The sequence below is a fragment of the Cereibacter sp. Soil_C_27 genome (assembly GCF_057657095.1).
Window position 1 is genome coordinate 1 of the sequence record NZ_JBDGJD010000014.1, and the last position, 18,167, is coordinate 18,167.

The following is an 18,167-nucleotide window of genomic DNA, read 5'->3' on the forward strand; positions in this document are numbered from 1 at the left end:
ACGCCAGCCGGATCCTGAAGCCCGACTACGAGGACAAGCCCAAGCCCTGACATGAAGACGCCGGAGCCTCGCGGCCCCGGCGTTGCCGTTTTGCATGGGTAAGCGGCGCTTACGGCCCGATGGCGAAGCACTGCACCGCGCGGCCTGCAGGCGAGGGTGAACCATTCTCCCGTCGCCCTCTTCAAATGACTCATGCCGGACTGTAGAAAACCCGCTCTCTTCGATCTGGCCTAATCCGGATCATGCGGTAAGCATGCCAGGTGCCGTGGCCGAGCACGGGAAAGATCACGATCAATGAGAGAAAACCAGTGAGAGCCGAGAGCACAAAGAGGCCCAAAACCAAAGCACCCCAGCACAGCATTACGGGGAGGTTATTCCAGACAAGGGCGATGCTGACACCCATAGCCGTCAGTGCATCAGTGTCCTCTTGAAGCAGCATAGGAATAGAAAACGCGCTGGCGGCAAATGCGAAGGCTGCAAAAAGCGCGCCCACGGTGCTGCCTACCAACAACATTGCCCATCCGGTGGGTGTCATGAACAGCGTTGGCAGAAACTGGTCTGCCCCTAAGAACGGCCGAATACCAAAGAAGATCGCATATATAATGACTGCAGCGCGCATCCAGAGAAGAAAGAGCAGAAGCAGCAATGCCCCCATAAAGACTGCCTGATGCCCCGAAGTGGGCCGTACGAGCAGCATTGCGGACAGGCTTGTTGGGATTCCATCGGCAATCCTGCGACTTTTCTCATAAAGACCTCCGGCAAGGAGTGGGCCAAGCACCATGAAACCTGCCATTGCAGGGAACAGATAATAGTCCATCCCGACACTGATGAGACTTGTGACAACTGCAATCGACAAGATGAACACTAGGGTGCCGTAAACAACGCTTGGCAACGGGTTACGCCAGAAATCGCTCCAGCCGGCGACAAGCCACTCTAGTGCCGTCGACCAAGGAAGCTTCCGTGCGCGAAGGTTAGGGACCGGGAGAGGAGGTACAACTTCCGGAATGCCCTCCCGCACCATCGGGTCCAGGGGATCAGGCTTTTCAAGACCGTGGCCTTTGCTCAACACGACGATTTCGCCGCAACATGCGCGACCCTCCCATCAAGGGGTTTGGCATGTGCCACGCACGCGGGTTGGGAGCTGAAGGCAACGGACAATAGATGCACATTTGCTCCGACGAACAGGACGGCGGCCAATAGAGCTGTCCCCCACATCAAGTGTGCCTGCCTGGTGAGAGGGCGGAAGGACTTGCCTGTCACTGAATGACCTCCTGCTGCTTTCCCAAAGAAAGAACGTAATGCGCGAGAATCTTGCGGTCGACATCGGTCAGCCGGTTCTCCCAGCCAGGCATGAATCCCTTTCGACCGTTGCGGACCGTCTGATATAAAATAGCATCTGAACCACCGTAGATCCAGGAAGTGTCTGTAAGGTTTGGTGCGCCTATGTCTTGGCTTCCCTTCGCATCTTCGCCGTGACAAGATGAACAATTATCGGCGAATAACAGAGCCCCGTCAGCTATTCGTTCTGGATCCGCCTGTTCTCCGGATAACGACTGAACATAATCAGCGACCCTTAGTATCTCTCCCTGCGTAAGCAGTCCTTCAAACGCTGGCATTTCAGCTACGCGTGAATCAGGGTGCTGAGTGTTGATGCCAACCCGTATGGTCTCGAAAACAGTTGCGACATCACCGCCCCAAAGCCATGTCTTGTCTGCGAGGTTAGGGAAACCCGGTCCCCCCAATCCCCCTTCACCGTGACAGGCGGCGCAGTTGTCACCAAAGAGCGCCGGACCGGTAACCTCGACAACAGACATTAGGTCTGCGTCCGCCGCCATCGCATTGAGCGGCGTATCCGCAATGCTCTTTTGCCATTCTACCCGAGGTAAATTTCCAGCGACGATTTGAACCTGCAACTCTTCCTTCTGGTCTTCACCTAAGACGCCTCTCCAATAGGTGTTGATCCCCGGCCAACTGGGCAACAGTATCCAGGCAATAAGTGCATAAACATGGGTAACGCCGATGAACCACCAGATGATGCGGGGAACGTTTGTGTTAAGTTCCGTAATGCCATCCCACTCATGTCCCGTGGTCTGATGGCCAGTTAATGGATCGCGCTCCTTTACCGACATGGTCCATCCTCATCGTCCAAAATGCTTTTACCGGCACGTTCAAAACGTTTTCCGTTTGATGGCCAAAATGCATAAGCGGCAGAAGCCAAGAAGAGGGCTATCAGATAAAACAACCCAAGAAACTTAGACAGCCAAACAGCAGTTTCATGTTCCATCATTCGATGGTCTCCTGCTCAACGGTGTTAGATGGTCCGGATTGCCCAACGTCTTCCGCCATCAGCTCCAAGGGATTAACCAGTCTCCCAAGAACTTGCAAATATGCGATTACCGCGTCTAGTTCTGTCAACTCCCTGGGAAGGTTGTCAAAGCTGCTGATCGTTGTAGCCTCGCCGTATCGCTCCGCCAACGCGACTGATGCATCGCTGTCGGGCGCTGCCTGACCCATAGCGTCGCGGGCCGCGTTCTCGATCATTTCGTCAGTGTATGGGACCCCCACACTTCGTAGGGCGCGCAGGCGGCTGGAGAAATTTTGTGTATCTAGGCGTGTCGACGCCAGCCAAGAGTACGCTGGCATGTTGGACTGCGGCGAGACTGCTCTGGGGTCAAGAAGATGTGCCGCATGCCATTCGTCAGAGTATTTTCCGCCGATCCGTGCAAGATCCGGTCCGGTGCGTTTAGATCCCCAAAGCATCGGATGGTCATACTGAGACTCGACGGCGAGCGAATAGGGGCCGTACCTCTCCACTTCATCGCGCAATGTCCGGATCATCTGGCTATGACAGGCATAGCATCCTTCACGCATATATATGTCTCGTCCGGCCTGCTCCAGAGGTGTGTAAAGACGCATTTCCGGCGCATCTTGAACCGTCCCGTCAATGGTAAAGAGCGGCGCGATCTCCACGATGCCACCGACCGAAGCCGCGACGATAATTCCGATCGACAGCGTCATGGTATGTCGCTCCAAGCGATAGTGCGCGGGAAACAGAGGTCTGAAAAGGCGCTTCAGCATGCTTTCTACTCCGCCACTGGAACGCTTGGTTCAGTTGCCGTGGATGACGTGGGGTGATCCAGCAGCCTGGAACGTACCGGAGTCGAACGGACCGTCATCACCACGTTGTAGAGCCCAATGCCGGCACCCATCAGAAACAACAGCCCCCCAAAGGCACGCGCGACGTAATAGGGATACATCCGTTCTAGAGTTTGTACGAAAGAATACTGAAGCGTGCCGACGTCGTTATAGGTTCGCCACATCATGCCTTGGATAATGCCGGAGTTCCACATTGCGAAAATATATATGACGGTGCCCGACAGCGCGAGCCAGAAGTGCCACTCCACCAGCCGCAATGAGTACATCCTGTCTCGCCGCCAGATGGTCGGTACTGCAGCATAGATAGCACCAAAGGAAATCATTGCCACCCAGCCCATAGCGCCGGCATGAACGTGGCCTACGGTCCAGTCCGTATAATGTGATAATCCATTCACCGGCCTAATAGCCATGAAGGACCCTTCGAAGGTCGAGAGACCATAGAACACCACAGCAATCATCATGAAGCGTAAAGTCGCATCTTCACGTACTTTGTGCCACGCTCCGTTCAGGGTCATCAGAGCGTTTCCCGCAGATGCCCAGGACGGCACCAGCAACATTACCGAGAACGTCATTCCAAGAGTTTGAACCCAATGCGGTAGCGCCGTGTAGTGTAGATGATGCGAGCCCGCCCACATGTAGAAGAATACAATGCCCCAAAAGCTCAGGATCGACAGACGATAGGAGTAGATCGGCCGCATCGCACGTTTTGGGAGATAATAATAAAGCATCCCCAGAAAACCGGCTGTTAGAAAGAAGGCTACTGCGTTGTGGCCGTACCACCACTGGACCATGGCGTCCTGAACGCCGGCATAGATCGGGTAACTTTCAGCCACATTCCACGCTACTGGTACGGCAAGGTTATTTACTATATGAAGCACTGCCACCACAAGAATGAATGCCAGATAGTACCAGTTCGAGACATAGATGTGCGGCTCTACCCGGCGCGCGAGCGTCCGGAAGTATAGCAGAAAGTACGTTACCCAGACGATCACCAGCCAGATGTCGGCATACCACTCAGCTTCGGCATATTCCTTGGACTGGGTGACGCCCATCATGTAACCGGTGACTGCCAACACAACAAAAAGATTATAACCAAGAAGGACAAACCATGGGGTTACCTGATCAGGCAGCCGCGTCCGAGTTGTGCGCTGCATCACGTGAAACGAGGTCGCGATCAGAGCATTCCCGCCGAACCCGAAAATGACGCCAGTGGTATGTACTGGTCGCAAACGGCCAAAGCTCAGCCATGCTGTCTCAAAGTTAAGGTACGGCCAAGCGAGTTCCGACGCGACCCAAACCCCAACCAACATGGCGAAGACCGCCCAGATCATTGCGAGGATCAACCCAAGCTTGATTGGGTCATCATAGTAGCTTTCGCTCCGATCCTCCGTAGGCTCCGGTTCATCAAGGGAACGAATAACAAGAATGGACAAGAGGGCGCCGGCAAGCAGGACGATGATGCCATGCGACCCCATCGGATCTCCTCTACCGCCTGCCGCCATCAGCAGTCCGAGAAGGGCAGTGGCCCCGGAAAGCATCAGCGCCCTCCCCCGCTCCGCACCCGTAAGGTTCTCGATCATAAAATGTCCTATCTCCTAAGCCCTCTGCCGCTGACGCGTGGAGGACCTCCCTTATGTGGCCCAAGAAGGTTCATCTCCGCATAGGCGGAACCGCGGTCGTGACCTCAGCCTCGTCAAAGGTGTCGCTTTGGTCAAGTCGGATGCAACCGCTGCACGAGGATTCAGGCTCATCGACCTTCAAAGCTAGAATATTGTGGTTGCGACTGGAGCTGGCCCTGCCTTCCGGCAAGATCCGAATGACGGGCTCGCTAGCGTCTGGCGCAGAAGCCGGTCTCGCGGGTGGCTCGCACATCCAAGGCTGGCCCTGCATCCAGATGACGAACCCAGCCGGGTCGAACCGGCCGTCACTAGTCTGCTGCAGATACTCCATGATAATCCCCTTGCGCCATTGGTGGTAATGGTAATCGAAAGCGGTCATGCTGTTATTCCTCAGGATTACTGCCCCGCACTCCGCCATATTTTTTATCAAGAAAACCTGCGACGTTTTGATACATGTCAATGCGCCACTTCCACAGGCAGGATGTCAGGCAGCATGGCGCCTGACCGCTCCTCAATTCCTGTTGTCCGGGGTTAGATCACCAGCCCGGATAGCGCTCCCACATCTGCTCCACGAACTCTGACTCCGGCGCACGGCTGCGGGCAAGGTCGCGGCCAAGGCGATCGATCAGGTCTGCACATTCCACCTGCTCGCGCCAAGGGTGCTGCATGACTTCCTCGGGATAGAGGAGGCCCAGCAGGTTGCCGGCAATCGCGCCTGTGCTGTCGCTGTCGCCGGAGTGGGTGACAGCGATCCGGAGACCCGCCTCAAACCCGGGTGCGGCAAGGGCTGCATAGAGCGCGATGGCCAGCGCCTCCTCGGCCACCCAGCCGCCGCCAAGCCGTTCGACCGTCTCGGGTCTCCCATCACGCGGCAGGGCGAGGGCCGCGTCTATCGCGGCCGCGGTTTCTCCTGTAGCGACCGCCAGAGCACGACGAATGGCGCGTTCCAATGGGACGCCTTCCAACACCTCGGCAAGGATGCAGGCGAAGGCCGCGGCAGCCTCCTGCCCCGTCTCATGGCCGTGGGTCAGCGCAGAGGTGCCAAGCGCCAACTCCCGCACCTGAAACCCCAGGAGGCCCACCGGCGCCACGCGCATGATCGTGCCGCAGCCCTTGGAGCTGTTCCGCGGTGGCTGGCCAAAGCTCGTGGACGCGTTCAGCGCAGAGAGGCAGGTGTTGCCCGGTGCCCGGCGCTTGTGGAGCCGCGGATCTGCCACCAACCCGGTTCGACAAAGGTCAGCCACCTTCGGCTTGCAGCCCTGCGTCTGGTACCAGCGCAGCAGGGCGTGATGGACAACGCCCGGCGGGTGACAGATCCCCTTGGCGATCCCCCTCACCTGCGCCCGGATCAGCCCTTCCGCCGTGAACAACGTCATCTGAGTGTCGTCGGTGATCGCACCGCGCAGGCCATAGGCCACCGGCAGCTGGGTTAGGCCTTTCGGAAACGTCGTCCGGATCCGGTCGAGGCTCCAGAACTCGATCTCCGCCCCCAAGGCATCGCCGATCGCTCCGCCGAAGAGCGAGGCCCGGATAAGCTGTGCCTTGCGGTCAGGCAGGGCTGCGCGCGCCTTCAGGAAATCCCATTGCGCTGCCGTCTCTATCGCGCCGCGGCGAACGGCCCGCACCCGCGCCATCGCCTGGTCCGCGTCCTCGCCCCGTTCGATCAGCAACAAGGCGGCGACAGTGCCCGCGCGCCCCAGCCCGCCCCGGCAGTGCACAAGCACCCTGCCCCCGGCTTCCAGAGCCATATGCAGACGACGTGAGACCGGCTCCCACAGCGCCATCCAAGCCGCATTCGGCGCCTGCTGGTCGAGGATTGGCAAGTGCAGCCAATCCATACCGCTACGCTGAATGCCCTCTCCCAAACCTTCCACCTGCAGCAGCGAAAGCTCGTCTGGCTCGACCAGCGTCACGACGACTGTCGCTCCCCAGTCGCGCACCGCCTCAAGATCGGCGTCGAGATCACGGCTCCAGCTGTCGCCGAACAGACTTCCGCCCTTTTTGCCGGGGCAGAAGGTCAACCCGAGGCGGCCGTTGGCTACGGCAAGGTCATCGATGAGAAGGGGGTGGGTTACGCTCGTCCGCACTTGATGTCGCTCCTGTTCAGTGATCGTGATGACCCAGAGAGTAACGCAGCCCTGCAGCGCTGCGGGAGAACGTCGAGATTTTCCGGATGATGCGCTACAGCGGCTTTTATTGGACCCTCCCCGTCTTCTGGGCCGGCTTCCGCAAACTCGATCCGGATGCGGCGATCGCGGCAAGCCAGAGCCAGACGATCTGGTATCAGCGCGAGCTGATCAAGGAGTGGATCCGGCGGGCGGGCGGCACGCTTGTGCGTGAGACCGTCGCCATGGAAGCCGCGCCGGATCGGGCGAGCGGGGTCATCCTGGTCGATCTGGAGAAAGCGCTTACACACGCCAAGAAGGATCAGGCGCGGCTGGTGCTGGTGGACTTTGCCGAAGCGCAGGGCTGGCGCCGCCATGGCCCGCTATGGCAGCGCCTCGCCGAAGAGGATGTCGAGGTGCTGTCTCCTGCGCCACTGGGCATTGACGGCGGGGCATTTGACCCACAGGGGCATTTCCGGGCCTGGCGCGAAATGGAGGTTGCCCATGCCCGATCAAAGCCCGAGCACCGCATCATAATCCTTGCGGCCCTCAGCGAGATGGGAGACCTCTCGCTTGCTGCGCGCGCCGAGGCTCTGAACAGCGCAGGACTGCGCTCTTTCACGGGTCGCCCTTGGGCCGAAGACAACCTTCGCAAGTTCCTGACCCCGTAACTGCACGTCGCGAGACCTTCTTCTTGCCGTTCTCCGTGGACACAGGTGAATGACTCTACTTGGACAACGTTGGTGCGGCACACGCTGTAACGTAAGCGGGAAGGGAACCCCGTGGGTTAATGGGTAAGCGTCCGGCCTGACTGCCCTGCCGCGGATTGAGAGAGGCGGATAGTGTCCACCAGCGATAGTGGACACTCTGGTGATTGCATGGCACGTCGGACGAAGCGGCTTTGGACGGATGAGGAGAAACGCTCGATCTGTTTCCAGTCGACTGCGCCGGGTGTTTCGGTTGCACAGGTGGCGCGTCGTTATGCGGTGAATGCCAATCTCATCTTCAAGTGGCTGCGCGATCCCCGGTTCGCGCCGGACCCCGCGGCGGTGCCCTCGCCTGCTGTAGAACCCCGCTTTCTGCCGGTGGAGATCGTTGCGGAGAGGTCAGCGGCAATGGCGGTGCCTGCTCCCGACAGCCACATCGAGATCGAACTGGCCGGGGGTCACCGGATGCGGATCAGCGGCGGCTATGATCCTGAGGCGCTGGCGCGTCTAATCCGTGGGTTGTCGATGTGATCCCCGTTCCGGCCAACACACGGGTCTGGCTGGCGGCCGGGGTGACGGACATGCGCAAAGGGTTTGCGGCCCTGGCAGCGCAGGCTGAGGCGGTGCTGCAGCAGGACCCGTTTGCCGGGCATCTGTTCGTCTTCCGTGGCCGTCGGGGTGACCTGGTCAAGGTGATCTGGTGGGATGGTCAAGGCGCCTGCATGTTCATGAAGCGGCTGGAGGAGGGCCGGTTTGTCTGGCCCTCGGCGAAGGAGGGGAAGGTGGCGCTGACGCCTGCACAACTGTCGATGCTGCTGGAGGGGATCGACTGGCGGGCACCACAGCGGACGTGGCGGCCCTTGGCAGCGGGATAATCTGCGGACCCCGTAATCAATGATTCCCACAAGGAATACAGTGGGATAAACTTCCCACATGCTGGATCACACCCTGACCTTGCCGGAAGACCCCGAGGAGCTGCGCAGCTTCACCGCGCGGCTCTTGGCGGAGGTCAAGGCGCAGGCGATCCTGATCGAGAAGCTGCGCCACCAGTTGGCCGGGCACCGGGCGCACCGCTTCGGGGCCTCATCGGAGACTGCGGAACAGCTGCAACTGGCTTTGGAGACAAGCGAGATTGCGGCGGCGGCGATGACGGCGCGTATGAAGCTGCCAGACATCGAAGAGAAGGACAAACCCAAGCGCCGTCCGATCCCCGATCATGTTCCCCGGATGGAAGTGGAACTTAGCCCCGGCACCGATGCCTGTGCCGACTGCGGTGGCCGCCTGCGCCGCATTGGTGAGGATGTGACCGACGAACTGGAATACGTCCCCGGGCGGTTTATCGTGAACCGGATTGTTCGCCCTCGGCTGACCTGTTCGTGCTGCGAGAAGTTTGTTCAGTCTCCGCTGCCATCGCGGCCCATCGAGCGCGGCCGCCCGGGGCCAGGTCTCTTGGCCCACGTGCTGGTCAGCAAATATGCCGATCACTTGCCGCTCTACCGCCAGAGCCAGATCTTCGACCGCGAAGGGCTCGACCTCGATCGCTCCACCCTGGCCGACTGGGTCGGCAAGACGACCGCCCTGCTCGAACCGCTGGCCAACGCCATTGGCCGCCATGTCCTGTCGGCCGAGGCGATCTTCGCCGACGACACGCCGGTCAGCATGCTCGCCCCCGGCACCGGCAAGACCCAGACCGCACGGCTCTGGACCTATGCTCGTGACGAACGCCCCTGGGGTGGAACGGCACCGCCCGCGGCCTGGTATCGCTTCTCGGGCGACCGCAAAGGCCAGCATCCGAAGGATCACCCTCGCCCGCTTCCGTGGCTGGATGCATGCAGATGGCTATGCCGGGTTCGAGGATCTCTATCGGACCGGTGCCATCCGCGAGGTTGCCTGCATGGCCCATGTCCGGCGCAAGTTCGTAGACATCCACCGGTCGCAAGGTTCCCCGATCGCCGAGGAAGCCATCGGCCGGATCGCGCAACTTTACGCCGTCGAGAAGGAGGCCCGAGGTTCACCTCCGGACGTCCGCCTCGCGCTTCGCAAGGCGCATGCCGCCCCGGTCTTTGACGATCTGGAGCGATGGCTGGCCATGCAACTCACCATGATCTCGGGCAAATCCCCACTCGCGTCCGCTATCCGCTATGCCCTGACCCGCATGGAACGCCTGCGCCCCTACCTCGACAACGGCAACCTCGAACTCGACAACAACGCCGCCGAACGCGGCATGCGCGCCATCGCCCTCGGCCGCAAGAACTACCTCTTCGTAGGCTCGGAAGCGGGCGGTAAAACCGCCGCCATCGCATACACCCTGATCGAAACGGCCAAGCTCAACGCCGTCGATCCCCATGCCTGGCTCGCCGACACCCTAGCCCGTATCCCTGACTACAAGATTACAAAGGTCGATGACCTGCTGCCTTGGATTTGGCGCGGGTAGCGGTCAGGCCGGACGCTTACGTTAATGGCGTAGCTTGTCTGAGATAGGTTGCGGCATTGGTCTGATCGCCGGGGTTCCATGTCTACGACTAGTTCTACGCCTATGCCTGCGACTGGTAGCTTTCAGTTGGTCGAAGCGTTCGTCGGGCGGCTGGACGGAGCGCCGGTTGGCGAGCGCCGCCGGTGGTCGGATGAGTTCAAGGCGCAGGCGGTCACTGCGGCGCTGGAGCCTGGGATCAATGTTTCGGCGCTGGCCCGTCGTCTGGGAATTTCCCCTCCGCAGTTGTTTGGCTGGCGCAGGGCCTTCCTGAACAAGCAGAGCCAAGGTTGCTCCACTACTTCGCCAGACCCTTTGGTGGAGCTCGTGGTGGGCGAGGTCATCATCCGGGTTGGCGTCGACATAAACGAGGCGGCGCTGCAGCGTATCATCCGTGCGGTGCGCTCGGCATGATCCCGTCCGGAGTGAAAGTCTTTCTAGCGAGCCAACCGGTCGACTTCCGCAAGGGGCCGGACAGCCTGCTGTCCCTGGTGCGCGATGCGGGCAGCGACCCGTTCAGCGGCGCGCTCTACATATTCCGGGCGAAGCGGGCGGACCGGATCAAGATCGTCTGGTGGGATGGCAGCGGGGTCTGTATTTTTGCCAAGCGGCTCGAAAAATCCGCCTTCTGCTGGCCGCGTATCGGGCCTGTCCGGGTCCAGCTGAACCAAGCGCAGCTCATGGCGCTGGTGGATGGTCTGGACTGGAAGCGGGTGCGCCCCCTAGCCGTAAAAGCTCCTGTATTCGCAGGCTAATTTGGCCGCAGCGAAGTGAAGAAACCGGGCTTCGCCGTAGAAATCCTGCGGCATGTCCGGCGGGAATGTGCTATCTTTAACGCTATGAGCGCGGACGATTTCTCCCTCCCTGACGACATGGACCTGCTGAAGTCCTTGGTCCGCGCCATGACGCAGAAGACTGCGGCATTGGAGGATGAGAACGCCGCTTTGAGAGCGCGCAGCACGGATGCCGACGAGCGGATCAAGCGGCTGATGGAGATCCTGAAAGCCTATGATCGCGCCCGGTTCGGTCGGCGCTCGGAGAAGCTCGGCGCCGGCGGGCCGTCAGTAGACGAGCAAGCGCAGCAGGCCTTTGTCTTCGAGGAGATCGAGACAGGCATCTCCGCCCTCCGGGCGCAGATCGGCACGGGCCGGACCCCGCATGAGAGGCGGCCTTCCCGCCCGCGCAAAGGCTTCCCGCCGCATCTGGAACGGGTCGAAGTGGTGATCGAGCCTGAGGACCTGCCGGAGCACGCGGGCAAGCAGAAGGTGCTGATCGGCGAAGATGTGTCGGAGCGGCTTGATGTGATACCGGCGAAGTTCCGGGTGATCGTCACCCGCCGCCCCAAATACGCGTTCAAGGGCTGGGACGGCGTCATCCAGGCACTGGCTCCCGCCCATATCATCGAGAGCGGCCTGCCGACCGAAGCGCTGCTGGCGCAGATTGCTGTCTCGAAATATGCCGATGGCCCGCCTCTCTATCGCCAGGAGGGGATCTATGCCCGCGATCACGTTGAGATCGACCGGCGGCTGATGGCGCAGTGGATGGGCCGGGTCGGGTTCGAGCTGGAGATCCTCGCAGACCATGTCCTGGGCGAAGTCCTGAAAGGCGCACGGGTCTTTGCCGATGAAACCAGCCTGCCGACCCTCGCTCCCGGCGCTGGCGCCACGAAGAAAGCTTGGCTCTGGGCCTATGCCCGCGATGACAGCACCTTCGGCGGGAGCGGCCCGCCCATGGTGGCCTATCGCTTCGAAGACAGCCGATCGGGCGATTGCGTGCGTCGTCACCTCCAGGGCTATGGCGGCATCCTGCAGGTGGACGGCTATGCCGCCTACAGCAAGCTGGTGCGCAAGGACGGGGGCAATGACGGCCCGCGGCTGGCAGGATGCTGGGCCCACAGTCGGCGCCGGTTCTATGAACTCCATGCTGCAGGCGCCTCGGAGATCGCCACCGCCACAGTCGAGCGGATGGCTGAGCTCTGGACGCTCGAGGCGGAGGTTCGCGGCAAAGATCCCGAAGCCCGCGCCGCCGCGCGCCAGGCTGTCTCCGCACCGATCGTCACTGAGCTGTTCACGCTCTGGCAGCGGACCTTGCCCCGCATCTCGGGGAAATCGAAACTGGCCGAGGCCCTGCGCTATGCCATATCCCGCCGCGAGATCTTCGAGCGCTTCCTGAAGGACGGTCTCGTCGAGCTCGACTCCAACATCGTCGAGCGCGCCATCAGGCCCCAGACAATTACGAGGAAGAACAGCCTGTTCGCCGGTTCGGACGGAGGCGGCCGCACATGGGCCACCATCGCCACGCTCCTGCAGACGTGCAAGATGAACAGCGTCGATCCCGCCGCTTGGCTGAGCCAGACCTTGGAGCGCATCGCCAACCAATGGTCGAGCGCCGAAATCAATGCTCTCATGCCATGGAACTACAGAGCCTGAACGGTCCCAGCTTCCCGCTTACTCGTGGCGAAGAAAGGCCGCGATAACTTGGCTCAGCCGATGCCCGTGTTGGCAAACGACCACCACGGACTGGCGCTTCAGCCGGGCTGCCGTCGCAGCCAGCCGGTCCGCCTCTACCTCTTCCGCGGCAAGGCGAACTGACCCGGGGATCAGTGCTGCCTCGGCAGCAAAATCAGCAGCTGTTCGAGCGTCTAGCAGCGCAGGGCAACGGGGCGTCCCGATCAATCGGAAGAGCTTCTCTGACGTAATGGCGTCTGGCGCAGGCATGTGCGTTCCCCGATGGTAAGTGGTGGGCTGAACGCGATCTTCGGCTGACGCCTCGTGGGGAGCTCGCAATCCCCATGCAGCGATACTGGCTTACGAGGAAGTGCTGGTCAATCAACTAGTCGCTCGGCTCGCTGATAAATCGGTCATTTTCGTTAACACCCAAGACTTATCGAGGATGGGGCGAATATACGCGGACCGCAGCCTTTGTGCGCATATTCGGCAGCAAGGGCCATAGCAAAGTCGGTCGGCTTTCGATCAGGTCATTGTTGTAGACAATGCGGCATGGCGTTGCGTTGGTGCGCACTCATCGCCCACAAGGGCGTCACCACGATCTGCGCATGCGATGTCGGCGGAGCATCCAGGATTGCCACGCCGTATCTGCCACCATCATTCCGCCCAATTTGAAGGATTATCCTAGGGCAAGCTGTTCGTGCAGCAACGCTCATGCGTGGACCCACTACCGCGGTTGGCATAGATGCTGCTGCGCTGCCCGAAGGAGATCGGTGAAATGCAACTGACTGGCCTAAATAATGGTTCGATCGAATACATCCCGTCAGTCGCCGCGCGAAGCGCAACGTCGAAAACCGAAGGAAACGTCACGTTCAGTCAGCCTGCCGTCGCATCTAAACCACAGCATTTTAAAGTGAATTTCACGCTGGATATCTCTCATAGTCTAGCGAACGTGATGGAATCGAGCGTCTTGAAGATTGCGTTCCTCATTCCGGCTGCATCGGACACGGTGCTTTACCGCGACATCGAAGACAAAGCTGCACAAAAGATTGCCCCTGCGTTCCGACAGATTGCTGAGCAAATCGAGCGCGACATTGAACGAGCCGCTGTTCAGAGGGCGTCGCCGCGAGGAGAGTAGTTTTCGCGCTGCGATCGCAAACTAAGCCCCCAAAGGCGGCTCAAATGCCGCGGCGGGAGGGTAAGTAGGGCGGGCTGCGCGGGACGCGCGAGTGGGGTTTCTCGCAGCCATAAGGGACTTCATGGTGTCCCGCGCCGCCCTCAAGATTTCACCGGTCTCGGCGGTTCCTGCTGTTTCAGCTAAACCGTTAAAAAAATGGCGGGTTTAAGGCGAACTTTGACCTTCAGTCTCATCCTGTGCTGTTTGTTGAGGCAGGCTCCTCCGGGTCGGCGCGGGTAGGCTTACCCTCTGGCAGGATGCTTAAGAATGCGCCAGCTCTCCACAAGATGGGTGTCTAACCTCGTCTCTGATCGAGGATAAAGCCGACAGACCCCGTCGCCTCCGTGGACCAACTCTCTGACCTCTTCGAGGGTGGCTGCGCTTTGCTTCTTCCTGGTCAGGACCGGCGGTCCCTCGAATGCGCTCTGAAAGCTCCAGAGCCGGGCCACGTAGGTATCCGGATCGTCGTCTTGAGAATGAGAGATCATCCACACTTCCATCCGCTTCTTATCCTTTTCCCGCGCAGCCTACGCCGTCCAATCCGGATCGTCGTAGGGGTCGTAATCCTGACCGGTGCGCATTCGTTCCGACGTCGTGTGCCAGCGTGCCGCCATCTCGTCCAGCCTGGCAGTGAAAGCGTCCTTGTCCTCGCCCGGCTCATGGGCGACTGCCTCGGTGTGCTGGCAGTCGTCGCAGATCATCTTGCAGGGGAAACACCGGATGCTGCCTTGTCCACAATGTGGGCAGACGGGTTCCGCAGCCCCGACGTCGTCCGTGTCCACCGTGTCCCTCCCTTAGATCGAGTAAGCCATAAAACCGGCTGTAATACTCTTACCTATAGCGGCTGGTGTCTTGCCAATGGCGTCGCCGTCTGCTGCGCGAACTGTGACACGGAATGGCCGGGAGCCATTCGGACATAATGGGCCGGAGCCGGCGGGTGGGAGCTTGGCTTAGGACAACCAGGGTGCTGCTCTGCTATGCGCTGAACGCAAATCTGATCTTGACGGATCCTCAGCCGCGACGGGCTGCTTGTTCAATTCCTTGATCGGCTCGATGTTCCTACTGATGAAAGCTGCGGCTCGCCGAGCGACTACAGGTCCCGGAGGGCCGCTCAATCCTGCGGCATCCATCTGCCAAACCAAAAACGGGCCATCACCGTCCATTATGTCGCACCCTGTGGCGGGCGAAGGTTGTGCAAGCGCAACCTTCTGCTTGGGCCGAAGGACTAGCTTTGGGGGACAGGATTTGCCTGCAAAGGAATACCCGATGTTTACCCGCCGCGCCGCCCTCATGGGGGCCGCCATGATTGCCAGTGCACCCCTCGTCTTCAGCCGGGCTGCCGGAGCGCAAGATGTGCTGACCCTCGTCACCGCCATTCCATCCAACCTCGCCACAATGCCGCGCCGAAAGCAGGCTCTGGTCAAGCCACCTCTGGTCCACGAGCACGAGCAAGTCGCCACTACGGGTCCAAGCATCATCGAGTTCGAGATGAAGATCGTCGAGAAGGAGATGCAGGTCGACGAGAACGCGTGGTTACAGGCGATGACCTTCAACGGCTCCATGCCCGGCCCGATGATGGTGGTGCATGAGGGCGACTATGTCGAACTGACCCTGTTCAATCCGCCCGAGAACATGATGCAGCACAACATCGACTTCCACGCCGCCACCGGCGCGCTGGGGGGCGGCGGGCTGACGCTGGTCAATCCCGGCGAGAAGGCGGTGCTGCGCTTCAAAGCGACCCGACCCGGCGTCTTCGTCTATCACTGCGCGCCGGGCGGTCCGATGATCCCGTGGCACGTGGTCTCCGGCATGTCGGGCTGCATCATGGTGCTGCCACGCGACGGGCTGAAGGATCACCTGGGCAAGCCGGTCAAATATGACCGCGTCTACTACATCGGTGAGAACGACTTCTACATCCCGAAGGACGCCGACGGGGCCTACAAGCGCTACGCCGATCCGGGCGAGTCCTACGATGACACGCTGCAAGTGATGAACAGCCTGATCCCGACGCATGTCGTCTTCAACGGTGCTGTCGGCGCGCTGACCGGTGGCAATGCCTTGCCAGCAGAACAGGGCGAGACAGTGCTGTTCGTTCACAGTCAGGCCAACCGCGACAGCCGCCCGCACATGATCGGTGGCCACGGCGATCTGGTCTGGGAGACGGGCAAGTTCAACAACCCGCCGGAGCGCGATCTGGAGACCTGGTTCATCCGCGGCGGGTCGGCCGGAGCGGCGCTCTACACCTTCCTGCAGCCGGGCGTCTACGCCTACGTAAACCATAACCTGATCGAGGCAGTGAACCTCGGCGCCACCGCACACGTGATCGTTGGCGGGGACTGGAACAACGACCTGATGGAGCAAGTCGTGGCACCGGTCGAGTATGACATCCTCCACGAAGGACGGTCCGCGCTGCCATAGGCGTTCCAACCATGACAACGGGCGGCCCCTCTTCGGGGTCGTCCTTTCTTTTTGAGGAGCTCAGTTATGAACGGGTCGCTTGTTGCTGCCATCTTGGCGTTCGCGGCCTTGGCTAGTCTCTCCGCCTGCCGGAAGGATGAGGCACTTGAGCTTCCCGAGTTGGTGCGCATCTCTGCAGGCACCTACAGCTACCGGCCAGCAGGCGACTTCCGACAGGGCACCCGCATCGTCGATGCTCCTTTTCTGGCGCGCAAGGGCGCGACGCCACTGGACATCATGAAATATCAGGTGACCGAGGCCGCATACGCCCGCTGCGTTGGGGCCGGGGCGTGCCCTGCCCTCGCTTCGAAATCAGAGGCGCGGATTGACCACCCTCAGACCGGGGTGAATTATGCCGACACGATCGCCTATGCCGGTTGGCTGTCAGAGCAGAGCGGTCAGGGCTGGCGTCTGCCCACGGACGAAGAATGGCTGCGCGCCGCGGCAGAACGTGCCCCCGAAGACGGCTTTGATGCTGCCGCCAACGGCGCAGATCCGGCGCAGCGCTGGATCGCCAGCTACCGCCGGGAGGTGGCCCTGCGGGGTGACGCTGATCTGCAATCGCATCCCTTGGCCTATTTTGGAGAGAACAAGCTCGGCGTAGCCGACGTGGCCGGCAATGTGTGGGAGTGGACGGAAACCTGCTTCCAGAACGGCACGCTCACCGGGGACGGCTCGGCGATCGCATCGATGGCGGACTACTGCGGTGTGCGCGCTGTTCAGGGGCGACACCGGGCGTTCATCATCGACTTCGTGCGCGATGCGCGATCAGGTGGATGCGCGGTCGGGGTGCCCCCCGACTTCTTGGGCTTTCGTCTTGTCCGGGATTCCTGGAGGTCTTGATCCGAGGTTAGTGACCAGGAAACCTCTGATCCCGGCAGGAAGATCAAGAAGATCGATGATCAATGTCCAATCAGATCACTCGGTGACCTCCTATCAGCCGGCTCGCTCCAGCTTGGTCGTATGGGCCCACCTTCCAGCGAGAGAGGGGTGCTATGGTGAGGCTCCCTGTTCTGCGGCCATGGCAAGGAGTTGGAACGATGTTCGTCGAAAGCATGCTGGAAACGGCGCGCGAAAGGCTCGTCACAATTGCCGATGATGCCAAGCTGATCGATGCAGCCAAGATCTTGGCCGCCAAGGCGAATCTGGTGATGGTTTGCGACAGCACGGGCACTCTGATGGGGGTTATAACCAACACGGATGTCGTCAGGCAGATCAGCAACTGCACCGGGGTGACGTGCTTGTGCCCGGCCTCCGCGGTGATGACGCGCGATGTCGTGCTATGCCAAGTGTCGGATCAGTTGCAGGACGTGTCCGAGAGGATGAAGGCGCGACATCTCAGAAACATCCCTGTGGTGGACGAGAACAATCGGCCCCTTGGGGTCCTGACTGCGCGGGCTGTGCTTCGTGTGCTGTTAGGTGATCTAGCGGGAGAGGAAGAACAACTGATCGATTACGTGAAGGGTGTTGGCTATCGATGAGCGTCCAACGGCAGAGATCCCTCGCCGTTAAAGGAACAGTTCTTACCACAAGAATGGGCGGCACCTGACCAGATGCCGCCCCTTTCGTTTAGCCGTCCACTTACTTCGTGATCTGCGGGAACAGGACGTCGAAGCGCTTCTTCGACTTGCCCTTCTGCGGAACGGCAAGTGCCGCCTCGAGGTTCACCGGAGAGCCTACGTCGATCATCCCGACCATGCCCATGCCGGCATGGGGCGTACATTTGACGCCATAAATGCCCTCTTGCGTAAACGTCACCGAGAACTCCTCGCCCATCTTGCTTTTGAACGCCTCGGCACCTTCGGGCAGCATGCCCTTGATGGTCTCGACATTGTGGCCCTTGTCTGTCGCTTGGAATACCACGGTGTCGCCAGGGGTGATGGCCGTGAATCCAGGTTCGAACACCATGGCACCGTCGATCCCCTTGTTCAGCATCTTCACTTCGAAGGTGGCGGCGTTGGCAAAGCCGGAAAGCGTCAGGGTAGCGAGGCTTGCGGCGCAGAGAATCTTGAACATCTGGTTTCCTTTT

At 60.5% G+C, this 18,167-nt stretch carries 19 protein-coding genes and 1 pseudogene; 11 read left to right on the forward strand and 9 right to left on the reverse strand.

Annotated elements, in window-relative coordinates:
- Positions 1-190: 190 nt before the first annotated feature.
- The 6 genes from AC3A5Z_RS23485 to AC3A5Z_RS23510 form a co-directional block, all read right to left on the reverse strand.
- Positions 191-817, reverse strand: a complete 627-nt coding sequence (locus AC3A5Z_RS23485) for a DUF2189 domain-containing protein (RefSeq protein WP_487521693.1) — start codon at positions 815-817, stop codon at positions 191-193.
- A gap of 439 nt (positions 818-1,256) precedes the next feature.
- Positions 1,257-2,129, reverse strand: coding sequence for a cytochrome-c oxidase, cbb3-type subunit III (gene ccoP, locus AC3A5Z_RS23490; RefSeq protein WP_487521694.1), 873 nt, complete (start codon positions 2,127-2,129; stop codon positions 1,257-1,259).
- The gene (locus AC3A5Z_RS23495) at positions 2,120-2,287 is read right to left on the reverse strand and encodes a cbb3-type cytochrome oxidase subunit 3 (RefSeq protein ID WP_487521695.1); all 168 of its coding nucleotides are present in this window, start codon (positions 2,285-2,287) and stop codon (positions 2,120-2,122) included. The genes ccoP and AC3A5Z_RS23495 overlap by 10 nt, the downstream gene beginning before the upstream one ends.
- Complete coding sequence (gene ccoO / locus AC3A5Z_RS23500; RefSeq protein WP_487521696.1) at positions 2,284-3,078, reverse strand: cytochrome-c oxidase, cbb3-type subunit II; 795 nt, start codon at positions 3,076-3,078, stop codon at positions 2,284-2,286. Before ccoO ends, AC3A5Z_RS23495 begins: the two co-directional genes overlap by 4 nt.
- Before the next feature lie 5 nt (positions 3,079-3,083).
- A complete protein-coding gene (ccoN, locus tag AC3A5Z_RS23505; RefSeq protein ID WP_487521697.1) occupies positions 3,084-4,736 on the reverse strand; it encodes a cytochrome-c oxidase, cbb3-type subunit I in 1,653 nt (550 codons plus the stop codon).
- A gap of 575 nt (positions 4,737-5,311) precedes the next feature.
- Positions 5,312-6,862, reverse strand: a complete 1,551-nt coding sequence (locus AC3A5Z_RS23510; protein WP_487521698.1) for an ADP-ribosylglycohydrolase family protein — start codon at positions 6,860-6,862, stop codon at positions 5,312-5,314.
- An 86-nt stretch (positions 6,863-6,948) separates the two neighbouring features.
- On the opposite strand from AC3A5Z_RS23510, the gene AC3A5Z_RS23515 reads away from it, so the two are divergent.
- The 7 genes and pseudogenes from AC3A5Z_RS23515 to tnpC (AC3A5Z_RS23545) all read left to right on the forward strand — a co-directional run bounded on the left by AC3A5Z_RS23515 (position 6,949) and on the right by tnpC (AC3A5Z_RS23545) (position 12,486).
- Positions 6,949-7,551: a hypothetical protein gene (locus tag AC3A5Z_RS23515; RefSeq protein ID WP_487521699.1), complete on the forward strand. Its 603-nt coding sequence runs from the start codon at positions 6,949-6,951 to the stop codon at positions 7,549-7,551.
- Positions 7,552-7,722: 171 nt separating this feature from the next.
- The gene (gene tnpA, locus AC3A5Z_RS23520) at positions 7,723-8,118 is read left to right on the forward strand and encodes an IS66-like element accessory protein TnpA (RefSeq protein WP_487521700.1); all 396 of its coding nucleotides are present in this window, start codon (positions 7,723-7,725) and stop codon (positions 8,116-8,118) included.
- Positions 8,115-8,462: an IS66 family insertion sequence element accessory protein TnpB gene (tnpB, locus tag AC3A5Z_RS23525; RefSeq protein ID WP_487521701.1), complete on the forward strand. Its 348-nt coding sequence runs from the start codon at positions 8,115-8,117 to the stop codon at positions 8,460-8,462. Before tnpA ends, tnpB (AC3A5Z_RS23525) begins: the two co-directional genes overlap by 4 nt.
- Before the next feature lie 58 nt (positions 8,463-8,520).
- Positions 8,521-10,021, forward strand: a pseudogene (gene tnpC / locus AC3A5Z_RS23530) (IS66 family transposase).
- Positions 10,022-10,147: 126 nt separating this feature from the next.
- Positions 10,148-10,471 (forward strand): transposase, encoded by a 324-nt coding sequence (locus AC3A5Z_RS23535; protein ID WP_487521702.1) that lies wholly within the window; start codon positions 10,148-10,150, stop codon positions 10,469-10,471.
- Entirely contained in the window at positions 10,468-10,812 is a 345-nt protein-coding gene (gene tnpB / locus AC3A5Z_RS23540) for an IS66 family insertion sequence element accessory protein TnpB (RefSeq protein ID WP_444668337.1), read from the forward strand. Before AC3A5Z_RS23535 ends, tnpB (AC3A5Z_RS23540) begins: the two co-directional genes overlap by 4 nt.
- Before the next feature lie 84 nt (positions 10,813-10,896).
- On the forward strand, positions 10,897-12,486 hold the full coding sequence (tnpC, locus tag AC3A5Z_RS23545) for an IS66 family transposase (RefSeq protein ID WP_487521724.1): 1,590 nt from the start codon (positions 10,897-10,899) through the stop codon (positions 12,484-12,486).
- A gap of 18 nt (positions 12,487-12,504) precedes the next feature.
- Here the strand turns inward: tnpC (AC3A5Z_RS23545) and AC3A5Z_RS23550 are convergent, their stop codons facing one another.
- Entirely contained in the window at positions 12,505-12,774 is a 270-nt protein-coding gene (locus tag AC3A5Z_RS23550) for a rhodanese-like domain-containing protein (RefSeq protein ID WP_487521703.1), read from the reverse strand.
- Between the two features lie 475 nt (positions 12,775-13,249).
- On the opposite strand from AC3A5Z_RS23550, the gene AC3A5Z_RS23555 reads away from it, so the two are divergent.
- Positions 13,250-13,642: a hypothetical protein gene (locus AC3A5Z_RS23555; RefSeq protein ID WP_487521704.1), complete on the forward strand. Its 393-nt coding sequence runs from the start codon at positions 13,250-13,252 to the stop codon at positions 13,640-13,642.
- A 566-nt stretch (positions 13,643-14,208) separates the two neighbouring features.
- Here the strand turns inward: AC3A5Z_RS23555 and AC3A5Z_RS23560 are convergent.
- Positions 14,209-14,463, reverse strand: coding sequence for a hypothetical protein (locus AC3A5Z_RS23560; protein WP_487521705.1), 255 nt, complete (start codon positions 14,461-14,463; stop codon positions 14,209-14,211).
- Between the two features lie 484 nt (positions 14,464-14,947).
- Here AC3A5Z_RS23560 and nirK point away from each other — a divergent pair, with 484 nt between their 5' ends.
- The 3 genes from nirK to AC3A5Z_RS23575 all read left to right on the forward strand — a co-directional run bounded on the left by nirK (position 14,948) and on the right by AC3A5Z_RS23575 (position 17,619).
- The gene (gene nirK / locus AC3A5Z_RS23565; RefSeq protein ID WP_487521706.1) at positions 14,948-16,099 is read left to right on the forward strand and encodes a copper-containing nitrite reductase; all 1,152 of its coding nucleotides are present in this window, start codon (positions 14,948-14,950) and stop codon (positions 16,097-16,099) included.
- 66 nt (positions 16,100-16,165) lie between these two features.
- Complete coding sequence (locus AC3A5Z_RS23570) at positions 16,166-16,981, forward strand: SUMF1/EgtB/PvdO family nonheme iron enzyme (RefSeq protein ID WP_487521707.1); 816 nt, start codon at positions 16,166-16,168, stop codon at positions 16,979-16,981.
- Between the two features lie 197 nt (positions 16,982-17,178).
- The gene (locus AC3A5Z_RS23575; RefSeq protein ID WP_487521708.1) at positions 17,179-17,619 is read left to right on the forward strand and encodes a CBS domain-containing protein; all 441 of its coding nucleotides are present in this window, start codon (positions 17,179-17,181) and stop codon (positions 17,617-17,619) included.
- 100 nt (positions 17,620-17,719) lie between these two features.
- Here AC3A5Z_RS23575 and AC3A5Z_RS23580 read toward each other — a convergent pair whose 3' ends face one another.
- The gene (locus tag AC3A5Z_RS23580) at positions 17,720-18,154 is read right to left on the reverse strand and encodes a pseudoazurin (protein WP_487521709.1); all 435 of its coding nucleotides are present in this window, start codon (positions 18,152-18,154) and stop codon (positions 17,720-17,722) included.
- Positions 18,155-18,167: the final 13 nt, after the last annotated feature.

Excerpts from the sequence above, each read along its gene's own strand:
- AC3A5Z_RS23485 (WP_487521693.1), bottom strand. The coding sequence starts at position 817 with ATGGACTATTATCTGTTCCCTGCAATGGCAGGTTTCATGGTGCTTGGC.
- ccoP (WP_487521694.1), bottom strand. The coding sequence starts at position 2,129 with ATGTCGGTAAAGGAGCGCGATCCATTAACTGGCCATCAGACCACGGGA.
- AC3A5Z_RS23495 (WP_487521695.1), bottom strand. The coding sequence starts at position 2,287 with ATGATGGAACATGAAACTGCTGTTTGGCTGTCTAAGTTTCTTGGGTTG.
- ccoO (WP_487521696.1), bottom strand. The coding sequence starts at position 3,078 with ATGCTGAAGCGCCTTTTCAGACCTCTGTTTCCCGCGCACTATCGCTTG.
- ccoN (WP_487521697.1), bottom strand. The coding sequence starts at position 4,736 with ATGATCGAGAACCTTACGGGTGCGGAGCGGGGGAGGGCGCTGATGCTT.
- AC3A5Z_RS23515 (WP_487521699.1), top strand. The coding sequence starts at position 6,949 with ATGATGCGCTACAGCGGCTTTTATTGGACCCTCCCCGTCTTCTGGGCC.
- tnpB (WP_444668337.1), top strand. The coding sequence starts at position 10,468 with ATGATCCCGTCCGGAGTGAAAGTCTTTCTAGCGAGCCAACCGGTCGAC.
- tnpC (WP_487521724.1), top strand. The coding sequence starts at position 10,897 with ATGAGCGCGGACGATTTCTCCCTCCCTGACGACATGGACCTGCTGAAG.
- AC3A5Z_RS23550 (WP_487521703.1), bottom strand. The coding sequence starts at position 12,774 with ATGCCTGCGCCAGACGCCATTACGTCAGAGAAGCTCTTCCGATTGATC.
- AC3A5Z_RS23555 (WP_487521704.1), top strand. The coding sequence starts at position 13,250 with ATGCTGCTGCGCTGCCCGAAGGAGATCGGTGAAATGCAACTGACTGGC.
- nirK (WP_487521706.1), top strand. The coding sequence starts at position 14,948 with ATGTTTACCCGCCGCGCCGCCCTCATGGGGGCCGCCATGATTGCCAGT.
- AC3A5Z_RS23570 (WP_487521707.1), top strand. The coding sequence starts at position 16,166 with ATGAACGGGTCGCTTGTTGCTGCCATCTTGGCGTTCGCGGCCTTGGCT.
- AC3A5Z_RS23575 (WP_487521708.1), top strand. The coding sequence starts at position 17,179 with ATGTTCGTCGAAAGCATGCTGGAAACGGCGCGCGAAAGGCTCGTCACA.
- AC3A5Z_RS23580 (WP_487521709.1), bottom strand. The coding sequence starts at position 18,154 with ATGTTCAAGATTCTCTGCGCCGCAAGCCTCGCTACCCTGACGCTTTCC.